General features: G+C 55.3%; 16 protein-coding genes, 1 tRNA gene and 2 pseudogenes. 12 read left to right on the top strand and 7 right to left on the bottom strand.

What is annotated here, in order from left to right:
• Positions 1 to 33 precede the first annotated feature (33 nt).
• From RYB09_RS07860 to RYB09_RS07840, 5 genes and pseudogenes are all read left to right on the top strand, one after another.
• Positions 34 to 258, top strand: coding sequence for a cysteine-rich CWC family protein (locus RYB09_RS07860; RefSeq protein WP_057402902.1), 225 nt, complete (start codon positions 34 to 36; stop codon positions 256 to 258).
• Positions 259 to 293: 35 nt separating this feature from the next.
• Positions 294 to 986, top strand: a complete 693-nt coding sequence (locus RYB09_RS07855) for a pseudouridine synthase (protein ID WP_058400800.1) — start codon at positions 294 to 296, stop codon at positions 984 to 986.
• A gap of 297 nt (positions 987 to 1,283) precedes the next feature.
• The gene (locus tag RYB09_RS07850) at positions 1,284 to 2,165 is read left to right on the top strand and encodes an alpha/beta hydrolase (protein ID WP_316887821.1); all 882 of its coding nucleotides are present in this window, start codon (positions 1,284 to 1,286) and stop codon (positions 2,163 to 2,165) included.
• A gap of 157 nt (positions 2,166 to 2,322) precedes the next feature.
• A tRNA-Gly gene (locus tag RYB09_RS07845) sits at positions 2,323 to 2,396 on the top strand.
• Positions 2,397 to 2,637: 241 nt separating this feature from the next.
• Positions 2,638 to 2,880: pseudogene (locus RYB09_RS07840) on the top strand (Arm DNA-binding domain-containing protein); the annotation flags it as partial.
• 374 nt (positions 2,881 to 3,254) lie between these two features.
• On the opposite strand, the gene RYB09_RS07835 reads toward RYB09_RS07840, so the two are convergent.
• Positions 3,255 to 3,917 (bottom strand): TetR/AcrR family transcriptional regulator, encoded by a 663-nt coding sequence (locus RYB09_RS07835; RefSeq protein WP_316887819.1) that lies wholly within the window; start codon positions 3,915 to 3,917, stop codon positions 3,255 to 3,257.
• A gap of 124 nt (positions 3,918 to 4,041) precedes the next feature.
• Between RYB09_RS07835 and RYB09_RS07830 the strand changes: the two genes are divergently transcribed.
• Entirely contained in the window at positions 4,042 to 4,827 is a 786-nt protein-coding gene (locus RYB09_RS07830; RefSeq protein ID WP_058400797.1) for an SDR family NAD(P)-dependent oxidoreductase, read from the top strand.
• Positions 4,828 to 4,883: 56 nt separating this feature from the next.
• On the opposite strand, the pseudogene RYB09_RS07825 reads toward RYB09_RS07830, so the two are convergent.
• Together RYB09_RS07825 and RYB09_RS07820 are read right to left on the bottom strand one after the other, a co-directional pair.
• Positions 4,884 to 5,149 (bottom strand): annotated as a pseudogene (locus RYB09_RS07825) (IS3 family transposase); the annotation flags it as partial.
• 458 nt (positions 5,150 to 5,607) lie between these two features.
• Positions 5,608 to 9,327, bottom strand: coding sequence for a calcium-binding protein (locus RYB09_RS07820; RefSeq protein ID WP_316887818.1), 3,720 nt, complete (start codon positions 9,325 to 9,327; stop codon positions 5,608 to 5,610).
• A 536-nt stretch (positions 9,328 to 9,863) separates the two neighbouring features.
• On the opposite strand from RYB09_RS07820, the gene RYB09_RS07815 reads away from it, so the two are divergent.
• The 4 genes from RYB09_RS07815 (at position 9,864) to RYB09_RS07800 (ending at position 12,997) form a co-directional block, all read left to right on the top strand.
• Positions 9,864 to 10,157, top strand: a complete 294-nt coding sequence (locus tag RYB09_RS07815) for a metal-sensing transcriptional repressor (protein WP_005735142.1) — start codon at positions 9,864 to 9,866, stop codon at positions 10,155 to 10,157.
• Positions 10,158 to 10,165: 8 nt separating this feature from the next.
• The gene (locus RYB09_RS07810; RefSeq protein WP_316887815.1) at positions 10,166 to 11,044 is read left to right on the top strand and encodes a nickel/cobalt efflux protein RcnA; all 879 of its coding nucleotides are present in this window, start codon (positions 10,166 to 10,168) and stop codon (positions 11,042 to 11,044) included.
• A 9-nt stretch (positions 11,045 to 11,053) separates the two neighbouring features.
• Positions 11,054 to 11,494, top strand: a complete 441-nt coding sequence (locus RYB09_RS07805; RefSeq protein WP_058400795.1) for a YqaA family protein — start codon at positions 11,054 to 11,056, stop codon at positions 11,492 to 11,494.
• Positions 11,495 to 11,644: 150 nt separating this feature from the next.
• On the top strand, positions 11,645 to 12,997 hold the full coding sequence (locus RYB09_RS07800) for a Fic family protein (RefSeq protein WP_316887813.1): 1,353 nt from the start codon (positions 11,645 to 11,647) through the stop codon (positions 12,995 to 12,997).
• Here the strand turns inward: RYB09_RS07800 and RYB09_RS07795 are convergent.
• The 4 genes from RYB09_RS07795 to RYB09_RS07780 form a co-directional block, all read right to left on the bottom strand.
• Positions 12,989 to 14,236 carry a polysaccharide lyase family 1 protein gene (locus RYB09_RS07795; protein ID WP_316887811.1) on the bottom strand — a complete coding sequence of 416 codons (1,248 nt, stop codon included), beginning with the start codon at positions 14,234 to 14,236 and terminating at the stop codon, positions 12,989 to 12,991. The genes RYB09_RS07800 and RYB09_RS07795 overlap by 9 nt on opposite strands.
• A gap of 123 nt (positions 14,237 to 14,359) precedes the next feature.
• The gene (locus RYB09_RS07790; protein ID WP_058400792.1) at positions 14,360 to 14,806 is read right to left on the bottom strand and encodes a GNAT family N-acetyltransferase; all 447 of its coding nucleotides are present in this window, start codon (positions 14,804 to 14,806) and stop codon (positions 14,360 to 14,362) included.
• 24 nt (positions 14,807 to 14,830) lie between these two features.
• Positions 14,831 to 15,979 (bottom strand): L-threonine dehydrogenase, encoded by a 1,149-nt coding sequence (gene yiaY / locus RYB09_RS07785; RefSeq protein ID WP_058400791.1) that lies wholly within the window; start codon positions 15,977 to 15,979, stop codon positions 14,831 to 14,833.
• Between the two features lie 150 nt (positions 15,980 to 16,129).
• On the bottom strand, positions 16,130 to 17,350 hold the full coding sequence (locus tag RYB09_RS07780; RefSeq protein WP_122258466.1) for a class I SAM-dependent methyltransferase: 1,221 nt from the start codon (positions 17,348 to 17,350) through the stop codon (positions 16,130 to 16,132).
• 296 nt (positions 17,351 to 17,646) lie between these two features.
• Here RYB09_RS07780 and RYB09_RS07775 point away from each other — a divergent pair, with 296 nt between their 5' ends.
• Positions 17,647 to 18,867 carry an alpha-xenorhabdolysin family binary toxin subunit A gene (locus tag RYB09_RS07775; RefSeq protein WP_316887808.1) on the top strand — a complete coding sequence of 407 codons (1,221 nt, stop codon included), beginning with the start codon at positions 17,647 to 17,649 and terminating at the stop codon, positions 18,865 to 18,867.
• The gene (locus RYB09_RS07770; RefSeq protein ID WP_058400788.1) at positions 18,864 to 19,880 is read left to right on the top strand and encodes an alpha-xenorhabdolysin family binary toxin subunit B; all 1,017 of its coding nucleotides are present in this window, start codon (positions 18,864 to 18,866) and stop codon (positions 19,878 to 19,880) included. Before RYB09_RS07775 ends, RYB09_RS07770 begins: the two co-directional genes overlap by 4 nt.
• The last annotated feature ends 44 nt before the right edge of the window (positions 19,881 to 19,924 follow it).

The following is a 19,924-nucleotide window of genomic DNA, read 5'->3' as shown; positions in this document are numbered from 1 at the left end:
CAACTGCCACGATCATCGAGCAAGACAATCGCCATGAACGACACCCGCCTTTGCCCTCTGTGCGGTTTCAGCAACCAGTGCAGCCTGGCTGACCCGCGTACGGCAGACCAGGCCTGCTGGTGCTTTTCGGAAAGCATCGACCCTGCTTTGCTTGAAGCCTTGCCTGCGGACATTCGCGACAAGGCGTGTCTGTGTCCGCGTTGCGCCGGAATCCAGGAGGCCGCATCCGGCCAGCCTGCCGACCGGATCAACGAGTAAGATGCGCCCCCCATCCCCTGTCAGCCACTATCGCCATGCGTCTTGACCGCTTCCTCAGTAACCTGCCAAGCCTCAATCGCAAAAGCGTGCGCCTGGCGCTGGCCAGCGGGCGGGTGCAGGTAGACGGGCAAACAACCAGCGACCCGCACCACGAAGTCCGTGAGTTCAGTTGCGTAGCGCTCGACGGGGAAATACTGCAAGCCGGCAAAACTGCCCGCTATTTCATGCTGCACAAACCTGAAGGCTGCGTCAGCGCGACAGTTGATACACAGCACCCGACAGTCCTCGACTTGCTGGACGAGCCTGACAGACACGAGCTGCATATCGCCGGGCGGCTGGACTTCAACACCACTGGCCTGATGCTGATTACCAACGATGGTCAATGGTCACGACGCCTCACCCAGCCGCAGACAAAAATGCCCAAAGTGTATTACGTCGAGACCGAACAACCGATCGACGAACGCTACGCGGCCACATTCGCTGCTGGAATGTATTTTTCATTTGAGAACATCACCACGCAACCGGCGCAATTAACCCTGCTGGGGCCACGTAGCGCACGCCTGACTATTGTCGAAGGTCGCTATCACCAGGTGAAACGGATGTTCGGTCACTTCGATAACAAAGTGCTGCGCCTGCACCGGGAGAATATTGGCGAGCTGGCGCTGGACTCAGCCTTGGCACCCGGCAGCTACCGCGCGTTGCACGCTACGGAAATCAGCCTGTTCTGAAAAGTCACAACCGTTTGGCGGATTACGCAAACAAGGTACGAATGACACTTGCGGGTTAACGGATCGACTGCTTGACTGGGATTGTCAGTCCTTATGCGACTGATGAGTCAATCCATTATTCCAAGAAACACTTTGTCGTATCGAGCCGCTGGCTCGCGACACATTGCCCGCCAATAACAATACCTGTCGAACAGCTTATCGGATCGACATGGGCCTTTAATCGGCTATCGCCTGCCTGTCACGAAACTCGTGCAACGTCATGTGCACGCTTACCTGTTTACGCCAGGAGTTACACCTATGTCGCCAGAAAAAGCAGTGCTGGACATACAAGGACAGTTTCGGGTTTATACCGAGTTCTATCACACCGATGCCGCCGCAAAGACCATCATTCTGGTCAACGGCTCACTGGCCACCACCGCGTCATTTGCTCAGACCGTCCGCAACCTTTACCCCACATTCAACGTGGTGCTGTATGACCAGCCTTACTCGGGCAGGTCCAAGCCACACAACGTGCACGGCGCACCGCTGACCCGGGAAGAGGAAGGCCAGCTGTTGCTGGAACTGATCGACCATTTCAACGCCGAGCACGTTCTGTCCTTCTCCTGGGGCGGCGCAGCTACGCTGGTTGCGCTGGCGCATCAACCAAGACGCATCGAAAGCGCGGTCATCAGCTCGTTCTCACCGGTTATCAACGGTGCCATGCGCGAGTACCTGGACAAAGGCCTCGACTACCTCGGCGCACATAGCCGTTACGACATGGGGCATCTGATCAACAACACTATCGGCAAACACCTGCCGTCGCTGTTCAAGCGCGTCAACTATCGCCACGTCAGCAGCCTGGACGGTCATGAATATGACCAGATGCACTATCACTTCAGTCAGGTACTCGAGCTTGACTCGGACAATTACCTGACAGCAGGAAAGCGCATCAAGGCCCCGGTACTGTTCATCAATGGCGCCTGGGACGAGTACACCTCCGCGAACGACGCCGCGCAGTTCTCCCGATACCTGCAGAACTGCAGCTTCAGCACCATTGAAGCCACAGGCCACTTTCTGGACATGGAACACAAGGCCGCCTGCCGCGACTCGAAACAGGCGCTCATGAACTTCCTGCAACCGGCAAAAGCGTCATCCAGCGTCTACAACCGGGTTCAGGGCCACCATGCTTTCGCCTTCTGAAACACGTGAACGCCTCTCCGTCAGCCCACACGCATGTGCAGCTGGCGGGGGGTGTGCGAGGGTGTGATCAGGAGGGAAATCGCTGCGCGGTGAAATTAGCGCTTCAAATCAAGGCAGGGTTCTGGTACAAAGTCAGCCGCTCAGAGCAGGTACCAGAGCGGGTATAGTTTAGTGGTAAAACGAAAGCTTCCCAAGCTTTAGTTGAGGGTTCGATTCCCTCTACCCGCTCCATTTCAACTTTCCACTGACGTCCACCCAGCGCCAAGGAACGTTGTAAGTGATTGATCTGGTTCTGAATTACCCCTCTTCTTCAGTCCAATGACGTCCAGCGAAATCCACTGACTACCGGTACAAATCGGTACGTTTTGCGGTACAAAATGCGGTGAACACCCGTTCCGCATTGTTGCTGGAAGACCAGGCCACCTGAGAACAAAACATCGCATCCAACTCGCAACACCAGGAGTTGGCACGCATGCTCACAGATATGGTCGTCCGGCAAGCCAAGGCTTCCGACAAGCCCTACACCCTCGCAGACTTCGATGGTTTGTTCCTCTACGTTTCCCCTGTTGGCGGCAAAGCCTGGCACTTCCGCTACACTTGGGTTGGACAACGTGCCCGGATTTCGCTTGGCAGCTATCCCGAACTCTCTCTGCGCGAGGCTCGCGAATTTCGTGACCAGGCCCGTGCCCTCGTCGCCTACGACGTTAGCCTGCGCGACTATCAGGCGGAAGCCGAGCTTGACGCTTACCTCTGCAAGCACGACAAGTTGCAAACCGCAGTCGAGCAAGCTCGATTAAGCGGTGATAACTCATGCTTCGCCCCATCCGCGATATTCACCGAAGAGATAGACGTACAGCCGGCGCCTAGCACGGCAGCGTGGCCTCCAGTTCTCGGTCCCCCTGTGCCCCGTCGACCCATGAGTGGACGGAAGCATCGACACGAAGACCCTTGGCAAAAATTATGTGACACCCAAGCTGCTGGGGAGCGAGCAACACCGGCATATCTTCGCACCGGCTTGATTGAGCTTCTGTGCTGCCTCTGCAACTACCAATCGCCACAGGACCATCGCTGGAGTTTGAGAAAAGCCATTCAGCAGCGGGCACCACGCATCAAGGTCAGCACGGCGCGCTCGACATCATGCTGAAAGCCGTAGCGCAGCCCCTCTAACTCCGGAAGCGCAATCACCTGTGCCGCGACATCGATCGGATTGCTGAGCGGCCACAACCCGATGATCAGCGGTAGCGCGTATTTGATCACCTCCTCGAACGCATCTACCGATATCTCTGGCAAGCGCGCATGGAAGGCCTGCGCAGCCTGATGCCGCAACGCCAACAAGTTGCGCTTGAATTCGACCATGCGCTCGAACGACAACTTGCGCTCCAAAATGGACGGCATGATGCTTGTCAGCCGGCACAGCAAAGGACGCGCGCCCAACGTCTGCGCAAATACCGCTGCAATGTCCTCGACAGTTGCCTCGGCTTTGCCGTCCCGTGCCAGTGCTACTCCAAGTTCGGCCTGCCAGCCGGAGTATTCCTCTACGAGCACGTCTATCAGTACGGCTTCGCTGCTTTCGAAGTAGCGATAGACGTTGGACTTTGTCATTTGCGCCTGGCGCGCCAGCTCATTGATTCCCAGATCAAGCGCGCCCGGACTGTCATCCAGCATCGCGCGAGCAGTGGCCAGAAGATGGCGGCGGCGCTCCTCTTTTTGCTCAACCGAACGTGCGCGGACATATGGCGTGAACGAATTCATACGAAAAACTCTACCTCGCTTGATAAAAGACCGATGGTCTTTTAAATTAAAGACCATCGGTCTGCAATTTTGCCTGAAAGCCAGGATCCAGGCCACATCGTCCACCACGCACAGAGCTATCACCATGCCAAGCAACAACACAGACTGGGTCCTGATCACCGGCGCTTCCAGCGGTTTCGGCGAAGAATTTGCTAAGCAGTACGCAGCTAAGGGTCATCCGTTGATTCTCGTCGCGCGTCGGTTGGAGCGCCTGCAGGCTCTGGCAACTACGCTGCGCCACAAGCACGGAGTGGAAATCATCACCGAACAAGTTGACCTGTCAGAAGTAGCCGCCATCGCGGCCTTGCATTCCAGCCTCCGTGACCGGGGCATTGAGGTGGAAATCCTCATCAACAACGCCGGCCACGGGCTACAAGGCACCTTCCTGGACACTTCGGTGCAGAGCACCCTGGATATGGTGCAGCTGGATATCGCCAGCCTCACCGTCATGACCCGACTGTTCGGCGCCGACATGCGCCAGCGCGGTCACGGCAGGATCCTGCTGGTTGCCAGTCTACTGGCGCTCTGGGGTGTGGAGGACATGGCTGTTTATGGTGCATCCAAGGCATACGTTCTGCGCTTGGGAGATGCGCTGCACCGTGAATTCAAGCGCTATGGCGTCACCGTCACCTCGCTGTGCCCAGGTATGTCCAACACAGGATTCGCTCAGGCTGCGCAGCAAAAGATCACCCTCGGATTGAAGCTAGCGATGATGCAGCCAGCTCCGGTAGTACGTGCGGGCATCCGCGCACTCCACAAGGGTCGTATAAGCATTGTTCCCGGGTTGGGTAACAAGATCAGCGCGGCAATTATCTGGGCCACCCCGCGCTGGCTGCACCAACGCTTCTTTGCGCGCGTCATGAACGGTTGAAAGGGTGGTTGATCACTGACGATGCCACTTAGGTTTGCGACGACGAATCTGCAGTGCTGTTCGCGGTACAACCGCTCCATCCGTTTGTAGTTCACGAGGCGTCCTTCCTGTCGCAATTTAAGAGAAAGCATCGCTTCGCTACAGCGACGATGGCGATGCGCTAACGCAAGGATGCGTCCGCGCATTTCGACGTTGCGGTCTTCGCGCGGGCAATAACACAGCGCGTGTCGCTCATACCGATCGCAGCCAAAGCATGACGCTCGCTAGCACCACGCCCGATCCACTCGCGCATCAGCGTACGACACGCCGGTGCGCTCACCAATTTTTCGCAGCGCATCCCTGGTTCGTCCGCGCAGGTGATTCAATGCATTGTTAGCCGTCGATGGATGTCGTCAGCGTTCAGTGGACCTAGTTGGCTTGTCTAGACCGGAGCCTAGGTACATAATGCGGTCTAATATCGCCGCCCATACGAGATAAATTCCTTTAATTACAATGGATTGGAAGCGGCGCACTGTTCCCTCTACCCGCTCCATTTCCCTCCTAACACGTTAATTCTCCTCAAGTCTCAGAATGGCACGCAGCGTGATAATTCGCTGACCGGCAACTTTCTGCAGCATCAGCCGAACTCGCCTGAAGCCACGTTGAAGACGCTGTTGCCCGGCTAAAGCAAATACCGGGCACCAGGGACACATTCGATATTGATTATGAACGCGTAATTGCCATCGAATGGCCCTCCTGTTGTGATCAAAATAAGGCAGCGACGAGCGCTGCCTCATTTGTTCATGAAAACAAATCCTGACTGCCCGACAGACCGATGAGCTGCATATCAGCTGTCTGGATCTGTTCGATGGTGTTGTAACCTGCAAACCAACTCTCGAGGCGCACACCTTCTTGAGGTGCCTGCCCTGCAGTGAAGCTTGAACGGTGCAGATAGAGGTCATCACCGATGCGATCAGCCAACAATTCATTGCTGTTTATGTATGACAAAATCAATTTGTCACTGCCGCTAACGCCACTGTCCTGGATCGTCACCAGGGTTGAAGTATTGATGGTGTAGGTATCGCCCCCCTCACCACCATCGGCAAAACCGCTGGCGCGCAATACGAGTCGGTCATCACCCTGACCTCCTGACAAAAGAAAGCCCACACCTGTACCGGTCAACAAGTCGTTGCCTTCACCACCATCAGCCATGCCTTGTGCCACTGTGATAGTGTCAACTCCGGCCTCACCGTAGGCTTGACTGCCCTCGTCACTGGCTGCCGTGACGAGGGTGTCGTTACCACTGCCTCCGTACAAAATGTCTGCCTGCGGCCCATTGGTCGAGCTATCCAGCGTGAAGGGGCCGATCGATGAAATCAGCCCGCCATAGAGGAAATCGTTGCCGTCTCCGCCATCGACGACGTCGTTGCCCAATCCGCCCTCCAGGTAATTGGCGCCAGTGTCGCCTATCAGAACATCGTCATAGTGACTGCCCAACACGCGTTCGATGTTGAGCAATACATCACCCTCGGCATCTCCACCTTGATTCACTTGAGTCTGCAAGTTGATCGAGACGCCTGCTGCGCTTGTGATGTACCAGACGCTGTCTTGACCTTCGCGGCCATCAATTGCATCTGCCCCGGCACCGCCAATGAAAGTGTCCGTGAGACGAGAGCCTGAGAGCGTGTCGTTAAAGTTGCTGCCTCGAAAAAGCTCAATGTTGGCGTAGGTATGACCAGCAGCTTCCCCTATGTTGGTCCCATTGATCAGGTCGATAGTCACCGCGCTGCTGGACTGTTCATAAGTAACCAAATCCTGGCCACCCGCGCCATCCTGCATCATGGAGGAACTACCACCATAGAAAATATCGTTGAAATTCGATCCCCTGATCGCTTCGATACCGGTGTAGGTATCACCAGCCGCGATACCGGAATACACGCCGGTCTTGAGGTTAAAGGTCACCGCTTCTTTGCTGTCGAGATAGCCCGCTGTGTCGTATCCGGCACCGCCGATGAACTGGTCCGCACCCGCGCCACCGTACAGGGTGTCGTTACCTGAGCCACCGGTGATGATGTTGTTGATGTCATTGCCATATCCGGTGAAGGCACCGGTGCCGACGTAGGTCAGGCGCTCGACGTTGGCCGCCAGCACAGTGCCGCCGGAGTAGACAACCGACACGCGGACTTCATCGTCCCCGCCACCGTCCTGTTCGATGATGGTGGGGGTGTACCCCATGTTGATATTGTAGATATCGTCGCCAGCACCACCTTCCAGCCGTACTCCTGTGGCGATGGTGTACGGGCCCGCGGTGAGGACATCGTTGAAGGCGGAACCTATGACGGTTTCGATGCCCGTCAACGTGCTGCCTTCCGCCTCTCCACCTGTTCCGGCTGTGCCCGTTCCGAGGCGAACATTGATGTTCACCCCAACAGTCGAACCCGAGTAGTCGACAGTGTCGACCCCGGCACCACCATCGAAATCCATGCCGCTACCATCGCCAATGAAGGTGTCGTTGAAATTCGAGCCTCTGATCACCTCGATATCGCTGTAGGTATCACCTGCCGCGATACCCGAGTTCACGCCGGTCTTGAGGTTGATGGTCACGGCTTCCTTGCTGTCGAGATAACCCGCACCGTCATAACCGGCACCGCCGACGAATCGATCCGCACCCGCGCCACCGTACAGGGTGTCGTTACCCGAGCCGCCGGTAATGACGTTATCGCTATCATTGCCATATCCGCTGAAGGCACCGGTGCCGACGTAGGTCAGGCGCTCGACGTTGGCCGCCAGCACAGTGCCGCCGGAGTAGACAACCGACACGCGGACTTCATCGTCCCCGCCACCGTCCTGTTCGATGATGGTGGGGGTGTACCCCATGTTGATATTGTAGATATCGTCGCCAGCACCACCTTCCAGCCGTACTCCTGTGGCGATGGTGTACGGGCCCGCGGTGAGGACATCGTTGAAGGCGGAACCTATGACGTTTTCGATACCCGTCAACGTGCTGCCTTCGGCCTCTCCACCTGTTCCGGCTGTGCCCGTTCCGAGGCGAACATTGATGTTCACCCCAACAGTCGAACCCGAGTAGTCGACAGTGTCGACCCCGGCACCACCATCGAAATCCATGCCGCTACCATCGCCAATGAAGGTGTCGTTGAAATTTGAGCCTCTGATCACCTCGATATCGCTGTATGTATCACCTGCCGCGATACCCGAGTTCACTCCGGTCTTGAGGTTGATGGTCACGGCTTCCTTGCTGTCGAGATAACCCGCACCGTCATAACCGGCACCGCCGACGAATCGATCCGCACCCGCGCCACCGTACAGGGTGTCGTTACCCGAGCCGCCGGTAATGACGTTGTCGCTATCGTTGCCGTATCCGGTGAAGGCGCCAGTGCCGACGTAGGTCAGACGCTCGACATTGGCGGCCAGGAAGGTGCTGTTAGGGTTGATTACCGATACGCGGACTTCATCGTTGCCACCACCAGCCTGCTCAATGATGGTGGGGGTGAATCCCATGTTGATATTGTAGATATCGTCGCCGGCACCACCTTCCAGCCGTACCCCTGTGGCGATGGTGTACGGGCCGGCGGTGAAGACGTCGTTGAAGGCGGAACCTATGACGGTTTCGATGCCAGTCAACGTGCTGCCTTCCGCCTCTCCACCTGTTCCGGCAGTGCCCGTTCCGGTACGAACATTGATGTTCACCCCAACAGTCGAACCCGAGTAGTCGACAGTGTCGACCCCGGCACCACCGTCGAAATCCATGCCGCTACCGTCGCCAATGAAGGTGTCGTTGAAATTCGAGCCTCTGATCACCTCGATATCGCTGTAGGTATCACCTGCCGCGATACCCGAGTTAACGCCGGTCTTGAGGTTAATGCTTACGGCTTCTTTACTGTCGAGATAACCCGCACCGTCATAACCGGCACCGCCGATGAACCGGTCCGCGCCCGCCCCACCGTACAGGGTGTCGTTACCCGAGCCGCCGGTAATGACGTTGTCGCTATCGTTGCCGTATCCGGTGAAGGCGCCAGTGCCGACGTAGGTCAGACGCTCGACATTTGCGGCCAGGAAGGTGCTGTTAGGGTTGATTACCGATACGCGGACTTCATCGTTGCCGCCACCGGCCTGCTCGATGATGGTGGGGGTGTACCCCATGTTGATGTTGTAGATATCGTCGCCAGCACCACCTTCAAGCCGTACCGCAGTGGCTATGGTGTACGGGCCGGCGTTGAAGACGTCGTTGTAGGCGGAACCTATGACGGTTTCGATACCATTGAGCGTGTCCCCTTCTGCGTCACCACCGCGTCCAACAAGTCCAGCTCCCAGGCGCAAATCTATGCTGATACCTTCATTGGATGCCGAGTAATCAACCGTATCTGATCCCGCACCGCCATCAATTTTGTCCGCGCCAGCAGAGCCCTTGATCACATCGTTGCCGCCCAGGGCGTTGATCTCATCATCCCCAGAGGTGCCGGTTAATGTATCTGCGCCAGCTGTGCCATTAATAACTGCCATTTTCTTCTTCCTTGAATTGAGGATGTGTTGGGACCGGGACTCATGAAAGTCAGTGTTGGCTTACAACAATGAGGCAAGAATCTCTTGCAACCGCTTTCGGCTGCTGCCAGTGAAGCTTTAGCGAAAATCTTGTCCAGTAATACGAAGAGTACAAGCAGGTGTCAATTTCATTCGTGAGGTTGTCCACTCAAAAGTCGGTAAAAATCCGCCTACACTGCTTGATGATCGGGTCGATACTGACATTGCAAAAAACAACCCGCCAAAGCGCACAGGATTGCCAGCAGCCTTTCCTCGCAGGCTGATCCTTCATGAGCCATGACAACATGCACAGGCAAAATATAGTCAACGCCGATGAAACACCGGTGCAGATGCCGGTGAAAAGAGATTAGCGAACTGGTTTTGACGTACTTTTCGCCTACCCAGAAAGCATTGAAAACCGACATGCCGTAAATCACACCATCGGCAACACCTTTGACCTTATCCTCCCTGGGGGGATAAGGTACCAGCCTGGATCATTCACCCAACAGGCTCGAGCAATGAGTGAGCACGACCACCCACACGACCATACGCACCAGTCACACGAGGCGATCATCAAACGTCTCAAGCGTGCAGACGGCCACTTGCGAAGCATCATCACCATGATCGAAGACGGCCGCGAATGCGTGGACATTGCTCAACAGCTTCATGCCGTCGAGAAAGCGATATGTCAGGCGAAACGCACGCTGATCCAGGATCATATCGATCACTGCCTTGAAAACACCATGGGGGCTCTTGCCAAAGGCGAGCGAGCGCCACTTGAAGCCTTCAAGCAAATCACTAAATACCTGTAAGGCCTCACATGCCCGACTTTGCCGATTTATTGCAGCGAGGCGGTGCCAACGCTTGGCTGTACTTCCCCAGCGCCGTCCTTTTAGGGGCATTGCACGGCTTGGAGCCGGGGCACTCCAAAACCATGATGGCGGCATTTATCGTGGCCATTCGGGGATCGGTGAAGCAGGCTGTCATGCTCGCGCTGGCGGCAACGCTATCCCATACCGCTGTTGTCTGGTTGGTCGCTATCGGCGGCATGTATCTGGGTCAGGGCCTGGATGCCGACACGACCGAGCCCTACTTTCAGCTTGCGTCCTCAGCACTGATCATCGCCATCGCGCTGTGGATGTTGTGGCGCACATGGCGTGGCGAGCAGCTGTTTAAATTCGAAGAAGAAAACGGTGCCCACAGCGATCACCACGACCACGAAATACACCACCAAAGCCATGACCATGACCTGCAACACCAGCACGGCCATAGCCATGATCACGGCAATCCGCAAAGATTCACGCTGGCTGCCGAGGGCTATCAGGATGCTCATGAGAAGGCCCATGCCGAAGACATTCGCAAGCGGTTCACCCACCGAGAGGTCAGCAACGGTCAGATTCTGATGTTCGGTTTGACCGGCGGGCTCATCCCTTGCCCAGCCGCAATCACTGTTTTGCTGCTGTGCCTGCAAGTGAAGCAAGTCACGCTGGGGGCCGCGATGGTGCTTTGTTTCAGCATTGGTTTGGCAATCACTTTGGTGACTGTCGGAGCCGCTGCCGCTATCGGCGCTCGCAAAGCATCAAGCCGTTTTCCCTGGCTCAATGCAGCTGCCCGACGAGCTCCGTATCTTTCCAGCGTGTTGATCATTTGCGTCGGCGTGTACGTGGGTGTCCACGGCTGGAACGGATTGTATTCGTGAGATGACATCGTGTTCGAGCTGACCAGCTATCTGGGCCTCTTTGCCGTGGCATTTGGTGCCGCAACGCTTCTGCCGCTGCAGTCTGAAGCAATGCTGGCCGGTATGCTCCTTTCGGAACGCTACGCGACGACTCTTCTTTTGGTGACGGCAACGACGGGCAATGTTCTGGGGTCGGTCGTGAACTGGTATCTAGGGCGCTCGATTGAACGCTTTCGGCACAAGCGCTGGTTCCCCATCAGCGAGCGACACCTCGACAAAGCGCAAATTATTTACAGGCACCATGGACGCTGGGCATTGCTGCTCAGTTGGGTGCCCATCATCGGTGACCCGATCACCATGATCGCCGGTGTCATGCGTGAGCCGCTTTGGAGCTTTCTGCTGGTTGTCACTTTTGCAAAAGCTTTACGCTATTTGACGCTGACAGCGATCACGCTGGGGTGGGCGGTATAGAGGTGATCGGCGGTGGCGGCTCGAATAGTGGGTAGACACTCCAGATAGAGTGCCCGGTTTCGCTTTGATACTTATTTCAATTTTGCAAAAAATTGAAATAAAACCCCAACCTCCGTACTCTCCATCTCAAATTCCTGGAAATTTGAAATCATGGTCAAGTCGCCGCCTGCGCTCATCCAGAATCCGTTCGCCATGATTATCAGCGATCACGCCGATCAGGCAGACGCCTACCTTGAGCTTGCGCAGCCCTTCGATGCGCAGGGACGTTATCTGCATTTCGATAAACTGCGTTTCAGATTTCCTAAATCGCTGGATGCAGCTCTGGCCTGGTCGGTCGTCAGGCAAGCCAGAAATCGCCAGCTAGTCACGGCCATATCTCTGGGTGAACCATCTCGGCCCTGCGGCTTTCTCTATACGCCTGCAATGCAAATGGCTGTCTCTGCCGGTGACCAGAATACGACCACAGCGGCGCTGGAATGGATGTGCTCCAGAATTGGAGAGTCCAGGCAACTGACGTACCTGCTTAACGATCTGGTCGAAGACGAGGCGATCAGCAGCAGCCAGCTTGAGGGGGCTGCAACGACTACCAAAGCAGCAAAGGAGTTGCTGAAAAGAAAGCGTAGCGCCCGGACTCCCGACGAAAAAATGATCATCGGTAATTTCCGGATGATGCAACATGCGTGGGAATGCCGGGACCAGGAACTGTCGCTTGAGCTGATAACCGACCTGCATCAGGTGGGTGTCGAAGGGATAGAAGACGAGCGTTATTGTCCAGGCGAATTACGGTCAGTGGATGACGTTGTTGTCGAGGATGGAAACGGAAACATTGTTCATCAGCCACCGCCCGCTCAAGGCATTCAGAAACGGCTTCTGTCGGTTATTGCGTGGGCGAATAGCGAGCACTCGGACCTGGACAGTCCAACCTACATTCATCCGCTGATAAAAGCAGTCATCCTCCATTTCGTGATTGGTTATGAGCACCCATTTCACGATGGCAACGGTCGAGTCGCCAGGTCGTTATTTTATTGGTACCTGTTCAAATGTAGTTTTGGCGGATTCAGGTATATCGCCATCAGCACGCTTCTGAAAATCGCTCCGATCAAGTATGGAAAAAGCTACCTGTACACCGAAACGGATGACATGGACCTGACGTACTTCATCGACTATCAGTGCCAGGTCATTGCGCGGGCCATCAAAGAGTTTATGAGAAATCACGAAGCGAACGTGGCTGCAATTGATCGCTTCAACGCGTTCCTTTACGAGTCGGGGCTGTACACGAAGCTGTCCGACAAACAACGAATCATCTTCAACGTGGCCAACTCATCAGACATAAAGTCTTTCACCGTGACCGATGTCAAAAACAAGCTGGGGTGTGCTTACAATACAGCGGCAACTGTACTGAATGGTTTGGTGGACCTGAAACTGTTTCACAAAATGAAGACCGGCAGTGAGTCGGTTTATTCGATGATCGATACGACTCAACTATTGAAATCATCATCGTAAACCAACACCTACCTTCCCCACGCCTGCGTCTTCCGGTACGCGCGCCCTGGCCTCTTGCGCCGAAACCGGCACCACCAGAAACTGCCGATAATCCCCGAAAGCCTCCAGCACAGATGTGTCCTGAGGACGATAGTCATCGCCACTCATCTGTTGCTGATTCGCCACACACGCTCTTCCAATAACACTCATACATACATCGTTTGCGCCAGCTGGACCCGGACCAAACAAAGCAAACGCGGTACCCGGCTGATCCGTGTCGTTGAACAGTGGATGAGCTACGTTTTCAAAATCATTCCCTTCCACCAGCAACTGTGAGGATGAAGTCCGCGACATGATTGCGCCCTGGTAGGTCATGCGCTGAAAAACGTTATTGACCAGTTGAGCGCGGACTTGCGCATTATTCATGCCTCCGGAATGCGGCGCTCTTCCCGAGGAGTCGTGTATGTAGTTTTTCGACAGCGTCAGCGTGTCCTGACTGCCGAGGAACAGCCAGACCCAGTAATGATGACCATCGCAGGTCGACGAGTAAGGCGTGCGACCGTCGAATTCATTGCTGGAAATGGTGACGTGTGAAGCAGTGCCCCAGCCTGTCACGATCATTTGTCTGCCGATACGCGCGAAGGTGTTGTGGTCAATCCACACGCCATCGGCTTTGTTCAGAGTGAGCGCATCTCCGCCCCATACGACACTCGGGTTGATGTCTGAAAGCGTCAGGTTACGGACAATCACGTTATGCGCGCCGTCACCGATGAACAGCCCCGCACCTTGGATACCGGCCTTTTTGCCCACGCCTATCAGGGTCTTGTTCGATCCGACTTTCAGTGGCTTCAGCCCTGCATTGTCGTAGGTCACCATGACCGGTGGCCTGGATTGGCAGAAGTTGTTGGGACCATTGAGAGCAAGCTGCTCGCCGCCATGCGGACACTGCTTGACCATGCAGCCCGGTTCGGTGGTTTCGGCGCTGCCTTTGGCAACGAGACTCCCGCGAAAGTCGAACAGGTGCTCCAGCACAATGACCCGCGGGGTTTCATCGGTACAGGCACCGCGCGAGTCGTAAGACGCGCACAGTGCAGACCGAAGCTGGTCAAGCGTTGAAGGGTGTACTGCCGCGGCGGCTCCGCCACCCGTAACCCCTTTGGCAAAACCTTCCGGCAAGTCCGCTGCCTCCAGGTATTGCGCACCCGACAGCATCAGGAACAAAGCAGAAACGCATTGCAAAAGAGCACCCAAAAGCCTCATTTGTTGAACTTCCAGTCCTATTCGCGAAGGGTCGCGAAAACAGTCTGAATGCTAAACGCAGAGCGGCCTGCCTTACTCGTATTCTGTAGCCTTGGTCAGGCTCTGTTCAGCCGCGAGCATCCCTCACGAAAACGCGAGCTCCATTCTGATACTGTCGATTCCAGGACCATGCCCGTCCACTTCGACAGAGGTCACGACAAACCCCAGATTCAAGTAGAAGCCCTGAACGTGCTGGCTGGTATCGATGTGGGAACGGGTAACGCCCGGTAATGACCTTACGACATCAAGTCTCGCCTGGGTCAGAAACCTCCCCAGGCCTCTACCGTGTTGCTCACCGTGGACCATGCCCCATGTAAGCTCGGCCACTGACGGGTCTGACAGCACGAGGTATCCCCCGCAAGCCAGAACATCGCCATCACGCTCAACAACGAAGTACTGACCCAACGGTGCCATCAGGAAGCTGGCAAATTGCTTGCGCTCCGCAGGATCAAAGTAACGCGGTACGTTGCTGTCGAAAATATCCAGACAGATATTCCGGGCCGAGAGTGTGTAGGGTAAGAGCGTTGCCATTTTTAGCCTGTCTGTTGCGGTTAATCACATTGCCTGACGAAATATCTCCTGAATCTGCTCAAGATCGGCACGACGCGGATTGGTCAGACCGCACGCATCTTTCAGGGCATTGCTGGCCAGGATCGGGAAATCCTCTTCCTTGACGCCAAGCACCGCCAGCCCCGCCGGGATTTCCACGGCAGCCGACAGTGCACGAATGGCCTCGATTGCCGCCTGAGCACCTTCTTGCGGAGAAAGACCACGAATATTGCAGCCCATCGCATGCGCAACATCAGTCAGGCGCGCAGCGCTGACGCTCGCGTTGAAACGCTGAACGTGAGGCAGCAATACGGCGTTGCACACACCGTGCGGCAAATCATAGAAGCCGCCCAGTTGATGCGCCATGGCGTGTACATAGCCCAATGATGCGTTGTTAAACGCCATGCCGGCCAGAAACTGTGCGTAGGCCATGTTCTCGCGCGCAGTAATGTTCGCTCCATTGGTGAAGGCGTCGCGCAGATTGTTGGCAATCAGTGCCATGGCCTGCAACGCGCAGGCATCCGTGATCGGAGTGGCAGCCGTCGAGACATAGGCCTCTATCGCGTGAGTCAAGGCATCCATACCGGTGGCGGCGGTCAGTGACTTGGGCATGGCAATCATCATGTTCGGGTCGTTTACGGATAACAGTGGCGTCACGTTACGGTCAATGATGGCCATTTTTACGTGGCGCGCTTCGTCGGTGATGATGCAGAAGCGGGTCATTTCGCTGGCGGTTCCGGCGGTGGTGTTGATCGCAATCAGCGGCAACTGGGGTTTTGCCGAACGGTCGACGCCTTCATAATCACTGATATGCCCACAGTTACTGGCGCACAGGGCAATTCCCTTGGCGCAGTCATGAGGTGAACCGCCGCCCAGAGAAATCACGAAATCGCACTGGCGTTCCCGCAGCAAGGCCAGACCGTTCTCGACGTTGGCGATGGTCGGATTGGGTCTGGCACCGTCATACACCACCGAGTCAATGCCCTGCTCCACCAACAGCCCCGCGACCTGACTGGCCACCCCGGCCTTGGCCAGCCCTGCGTCGGTCACGATCAACGCCTTGAGAAATCCGTATTTGCGAATGGCGAGCATGGCTTCATCAATGCAGCCAGTGCCGATGATGTTCACTGCGGGGATGAAAAAGGTGCTGATCATGACGGACCCTCGTGGGTAGCTCGGATGCTTGGGTGATAGCTCAAGCATCCGCCGTGTGCGAGGTACAACCATTGACCTGGCGCAACGAAGCAGCCCGATAGCAGACCGTTGGTCGAAGATTCTTCGGTCTACGTGTGCAGGGTGGCTATTTCAGCCGATGAAGCCGTCCGCCCTCAGCAGCGTTTCAAGGCACTGCTCGCTGATGCCGTAAAACGTCTTCAGTTCCTGAATACGCGCGATCAACAGGCCAGGGTTGACCGGTTCGGCACGCTTGACCGCCAGGATCATCTTGTTCTTGTTGGTGTGCTCCAGAGAGATGAACTCAAAGACCTTGGTCTCGTAACCGCACGCTTCCAGCAACAAGGCCCGCAGGCTGTCAGTGACCATTTCTGCCTGCTGGCCCATATGCAGGCCGTATTGCAACATCGGTTTCAGCAAGGCCGGGCTCTGGATCTGCAGGCGAATCTGTTTGTGGCAGCACGGCGAGCACATGATGATCGAGGCGCCGGAGCGAATCCCCATGTGAATGGCGTAGTCGGTTGCGATGTCACAGGCATGCAGCGCGATCATCACATCCAGCGCGCTGGGCGCGACAGTACGCACATCGCCGTGCTGGAACGTCAGGCCGGGGTGTTCAAGACCCGCCGCAGCGTTGTTGCACAAGGTGACCATGTCCTCACGCAGCTCGACACCGGTCACCTGGCCTTGCGCCTGCAAGGTATTGCACAGGTAGTCATGGATCGCGAAGGTCAGGTAGCCCTTGCCTGAGCCGAAGTCTGCCACCTTGATCGGTTGATCGAGCTTGAGTGGCGATGAACTCAAGGCATGGGAAAACACTTCGATGAACTTGTTGATCTGCTTCCACTTACGCGACATGGCCGGGATCAGCTCATGCTGCCGATTGGTCACACCCAAGTCGGCCAGGAACGGGCGGCTCAGCTCCAGATAGCGTTTTTTCTCACGATCATGCCCGGCCGAAGGAGCTTCACGCTCCTGCTGAGCCTTGCTTTTGAACAGCGTGCTCTTGCCCTTCTTGCTGAATTCCAGCTGCACCTCGTCGGTCAGCGACAGCAGGTGCGCGTTCTTGAACGATTCAGGTATCAGGCTGGCAATAACGCCCACAGCTTCTGCAAGCGGGAAATTCTTGGTGATATCGCGGGTCTTGTAGCGATACACGAAGGTAAGGCACGGCTGTTCCTTGACGGTCAGCGGCTTGATGATGACCCGCTGCAATTCGGCCTCGCTGCCCACGTATTTGGCCAGCACCAGCTTGATCAACGAGTTCTGTGAAAGGCTGGTGTCCAGCAGGCCAAGAAACTGCGCGCGGTGATCGGGCGCAGTGCTGGATGACGTGGGGGTAATGACTGACATTGAAAATGTGCCTCAAGCGTCCCGGCCGGGACTCGAAAAATCAGACCGGCATTTTAGGCGCGTCGGCGCGTCAAGGGCACCCCTATTTTTCAAAGACTACACACACTGTTTGCACGGCCCTACACACCAAAGAGAAACACACACAAACCGTAAAACAATCCCTGCCGAAAATCACGGGCCATTACTTGTAGCGCGCAAAAACACCTTTATAGTCGCCATCACTGATGACAGACGATCAGATCTCACTCCTGGAGCTTTTTGCTCTAACAGAATAACTTGTACAAGGAACGTGCAGTATGTTGAGTCAAGCAGCACTCTTGGAAAACGAAGATATCGCACGGGTTACTTTAAAACCCGTAGAGTACTTGAGCCTCATATTCGATGATGAAAAAAACGGAGGCCGGAGCGCGGCACTTATTCTGACCAAGGAAGACATCCTCAGTCTTAAGCGTTACGAGCGTCACGCCCTGAATATTCCCACCTCGCTTACTCGTGTCGAACAGCAATTGGGTTTTACAAGAAGTTACATTCCCGGGCTTGAGCCCAAAGATATGCTGGTGACTTACCAGGCAATCAATAATCATGGCAAGAGCTGGCTCAGTATCGAGGATGGCATCAAACGCAGCGGGTTCGCCATTGAATTGTTTGCCACCCAATTCTCGAGACAGGGCGAACAGATCATCAACCACATCGAAAAAATGGATTTTGCCAGACAACTGGACCTGACCGTTGCCGATTTAAACATCGAGGAGGTCCGTAACACTGCGCCGGTACCACTCGGCGAAACCGATCAGAGGGTGTGTATCACGCTGGCAGAGTTTCTGAAGAAAACGGCGTCACAAATAAAAAACCATCAGCACGCTGCGCAAACCCTGGCGGACCACATCGATACGTTCAGCACCGTCCTCAGCGTCCAGCTCATTCCCGGCATCAATGACAAGGTGAAACTGGCAAATTGTTCTGATCTGGACCAGCAGATCCAGGATCTGGAAAAAGATATCGAACAACTGACGACGGAAATCGAGCAGAAAAACAACGAGTATAAAACCGCCCTTTATAATATTGCCTGGGGTCTTTTCGGCGGGCCCATCGGGGTCGCTATCACGGGGGGCATTTTTGGCGCCCAAGCGGAGGAAATCCGAAAAGAAAAAAATCGAATGGTGGATTCCAAGAACCAGAAAGTTCAAAAACTCGAAGAAAAATCTCCTTTGGCAGCCGCCGTGCGCAGCCTGCAAATACTGTTTGAAGACATGAATATTCGCATGATGGACGCTCACCAGAGCGCCACCCATTTGAAAGACCTCTGGACCATGCTGGCGGCGTATATCGACCGTTCTGCCGGTGAACTTTCAGCGATCACGACTGATCAGGCGCTGATGATTTTCGCTATGCAGTTTCACGGCGTAGTCACACCTTGGCGGGAAATAAGAGGCATGGCGAATCAGCTACTCAAGATATTTGATAGTGCACTGGATCAGTTTCAACGCGAACAGCAATCCGGCAAGAGAGGACAATGATCATGAGCACTGAAACCCTGAGTGAGCCGTTGGTCCTCACCCCTCCCGACAATGAAGTCATGACAGCCGCCCGCCAGAATATTCTTGCGCAGGTGAGCAGTTTGAAGCTGAACTTTCTGCCGGCCATGAAAGAAAAAATGCTGCCGCTTCAAGACGCATTGATTAGCGCAGACAAGGCCTATCGCCAGGAACTGGCCAATATCACCGTGCAGTTGAATACTGTAAACCTGAAACCGATCGATCAGAAACAACAACTGATTGAGGCCGACGCAACGCTCAGCGACAAACAGAAACAACAAGCGATCAACCTGCTGAACGGGCAGCGCATTCGGCAGGTATCGAATATCACAGCTGCGGTACGCCGCAGCGCGGCGGCCATTGCCGAGCACAGCGATAATATGGCGCAGATCAACCTGACGCTGGAAAGCAATCGTTTGCTGGAAACACTCCAGCAACAGATCGACAGCATCACCCAACGATCAGCCACGTTAGAAAGCGCAATGGCTTTAATCGCTGAAGACCGACGCCTGCTTGACGCAACGATCAGTACGCTTGAAAAGTACAACATTGCCGACCTGTTCAAGGAACTACTGCCTACCCCGGAGGAGCTACAGCTCATCATCACACCATCGCCAGAACTTGCGCTGGTCTCCGCAGGGATTGCCAGACTCGAAAAACTACTCGACAAGATCAGCAGCGCCCTGACTTATCTTGATCTTACTCGAGAGCGCGACAGGCTAAGGTCGCGCTATAACGCCCTGCTCGACGACTCCCGCCTGTCTACCCAGGAAACAAACGTAATCAAGGAAAAACTCGACGAGTTGACAGGGCTCGCTGACGTCGCTCAGAGCAAAGCACTTTGGGTACAAGAAGCGAAAAAGGTTTATCAATCGCTCTATCATTTTCTGGATCAGATAACATCGCCAAGTGATGCTTCGGCGTTGATCAGCCAGCATGTCGAACAACTGAAGACCTACATAAAATCGTTTTATGACGTAAAACGTATCGTCTGACCCGCACGACTTTCAAGCAAGGCAGATGTCGATAAAATCGACAT

This window comes from Pseudomonas syringae group sp. J254-4, assembly GCF_032586855.1.
GTDB lineage: Bacteria > Pseudomonadota > Gammaproteobacteria > Pseudomonadales > Pseudomonadaceae > Aquipseudomonas > Aquipseudomonas amygdali.
Note: the sequence above shows the minus strand (reverse complement) of the source record. Positions and strands in the feature narration are given on the sequence as shown.

What these genes read in the sequence shown, in the direction of transcription:
- RYB09_RS07860 (WP_057402902.1), top strand. Translation starts at nt 34, where the DNA reads ATGAACGACACCCGCCTTTGCCCTCTGTGCGGTTTCAGCAACCAGTGC.
- RYB09_RS07855 (WP_058400800.1), top strand. Translation starts at nt 294, where the DNA reads ATGCGTCTTGACCGCTTCCTCAGTAACCTGCCAAGCCTCAATCGCAAA.
- RYB09_RS07850 (WP_316887821.1), top strand. Translation starts at nt 1,284, where the DNA reads ATGTCGCCAGAAAAAGCAGTGCTGGACATACAAGGACAGTTTCGGGTT.
- RYB09_RS07835 (WP_316887819.1), bottom strand. Translation starts at nt 3,917, where the DNA reads ATGAATTCGTTCACGCCATATGTCCGCGCACGTTCGGTTGAGCAAAAA.
- RYB09_RS07830 (WP_058400797.1), top strand. Translation starts at nt 4,042, where the DNA reads ATGCCAAGCAACAACACAGACTGGGTCCTGATCACCGGCGCTTCCAGC.
- RYB09_RS07820 (WP_316887818.1), bottom strand. Translation starts at nt 9,327, where the DNA reads ATGGCAGTTATTAATGGCACAGCTGGCGCAGATACATTAACCGGCACC.
- RYB09_RS07815 (WP_005735142.1), top strand. Translation starts at nt 9,864, where the DNA reads ATGAGTGAGCACGACCACCCACACGACCATACGCACCAGTCACACGAG.
- RYB09_RS07810 (WP_316887815.1), top strand. Translation starts at nt 10,166, where the DNA reads ATGCCCGACTTTGCCGATTTATTGCAGCGAGGCGGTGCCAACGCTTGG.
- RYB09_RS07800 (WP_316887813.1), top strand. Translation starts at nt 11,645, where the DNA reads ATGGTCAAGTCGCCGCCTGCGCTCATCCAGAATCCGTTCGCCATGATT.
- RYB09_RS07795 (WP_316887811.1), bottom strand. Translation starts at nt 14,236, where the DNA reads ATGAGGCTTTTGGGTGCTCTTTTGCAATGCGTTTCTGCTTTGTTCCTG.
- RYB09_RS07790 (WP_058400792.1), bottom strand. Translation starts at nt 14,806, where the DNA reads ATGGCAACGCTCTTACCCTACACACTCTCGGCCCGGAATATCTGTCTG.
- yiaY (WP_058400791.1), bottom strand. Translation starts at nt 15,979, where the DNA reads ATGATCAGCACCTTTTTCATCCCCGCAGTGAACATCATCGGCACTGGC.
- RYB09_RS07780 (WP_122258466.1), bottom strand. Translation starts at nt 17,350, where the DNA reads ATGTCAGTCATTACCCCCACGTCATCCAGCACTGCGCCCGATCACCGC.
- RYB09_RS07775 (WP_316887808.1), top strand. Translation starts at nt 17,647, where the DNA reads ATGTTGAGTCAAGCAGCACTCTTGGAAAACGAAGATATCGCACGGGTT.
- RYB09_RS07770 (WP_058400788.1), top strand. Translation starts at nt 18,864, where the DNA reads ATGATCATGAGCACTGAAACCCTGAGTGAGCCGTTGGTCCTCACCCCT.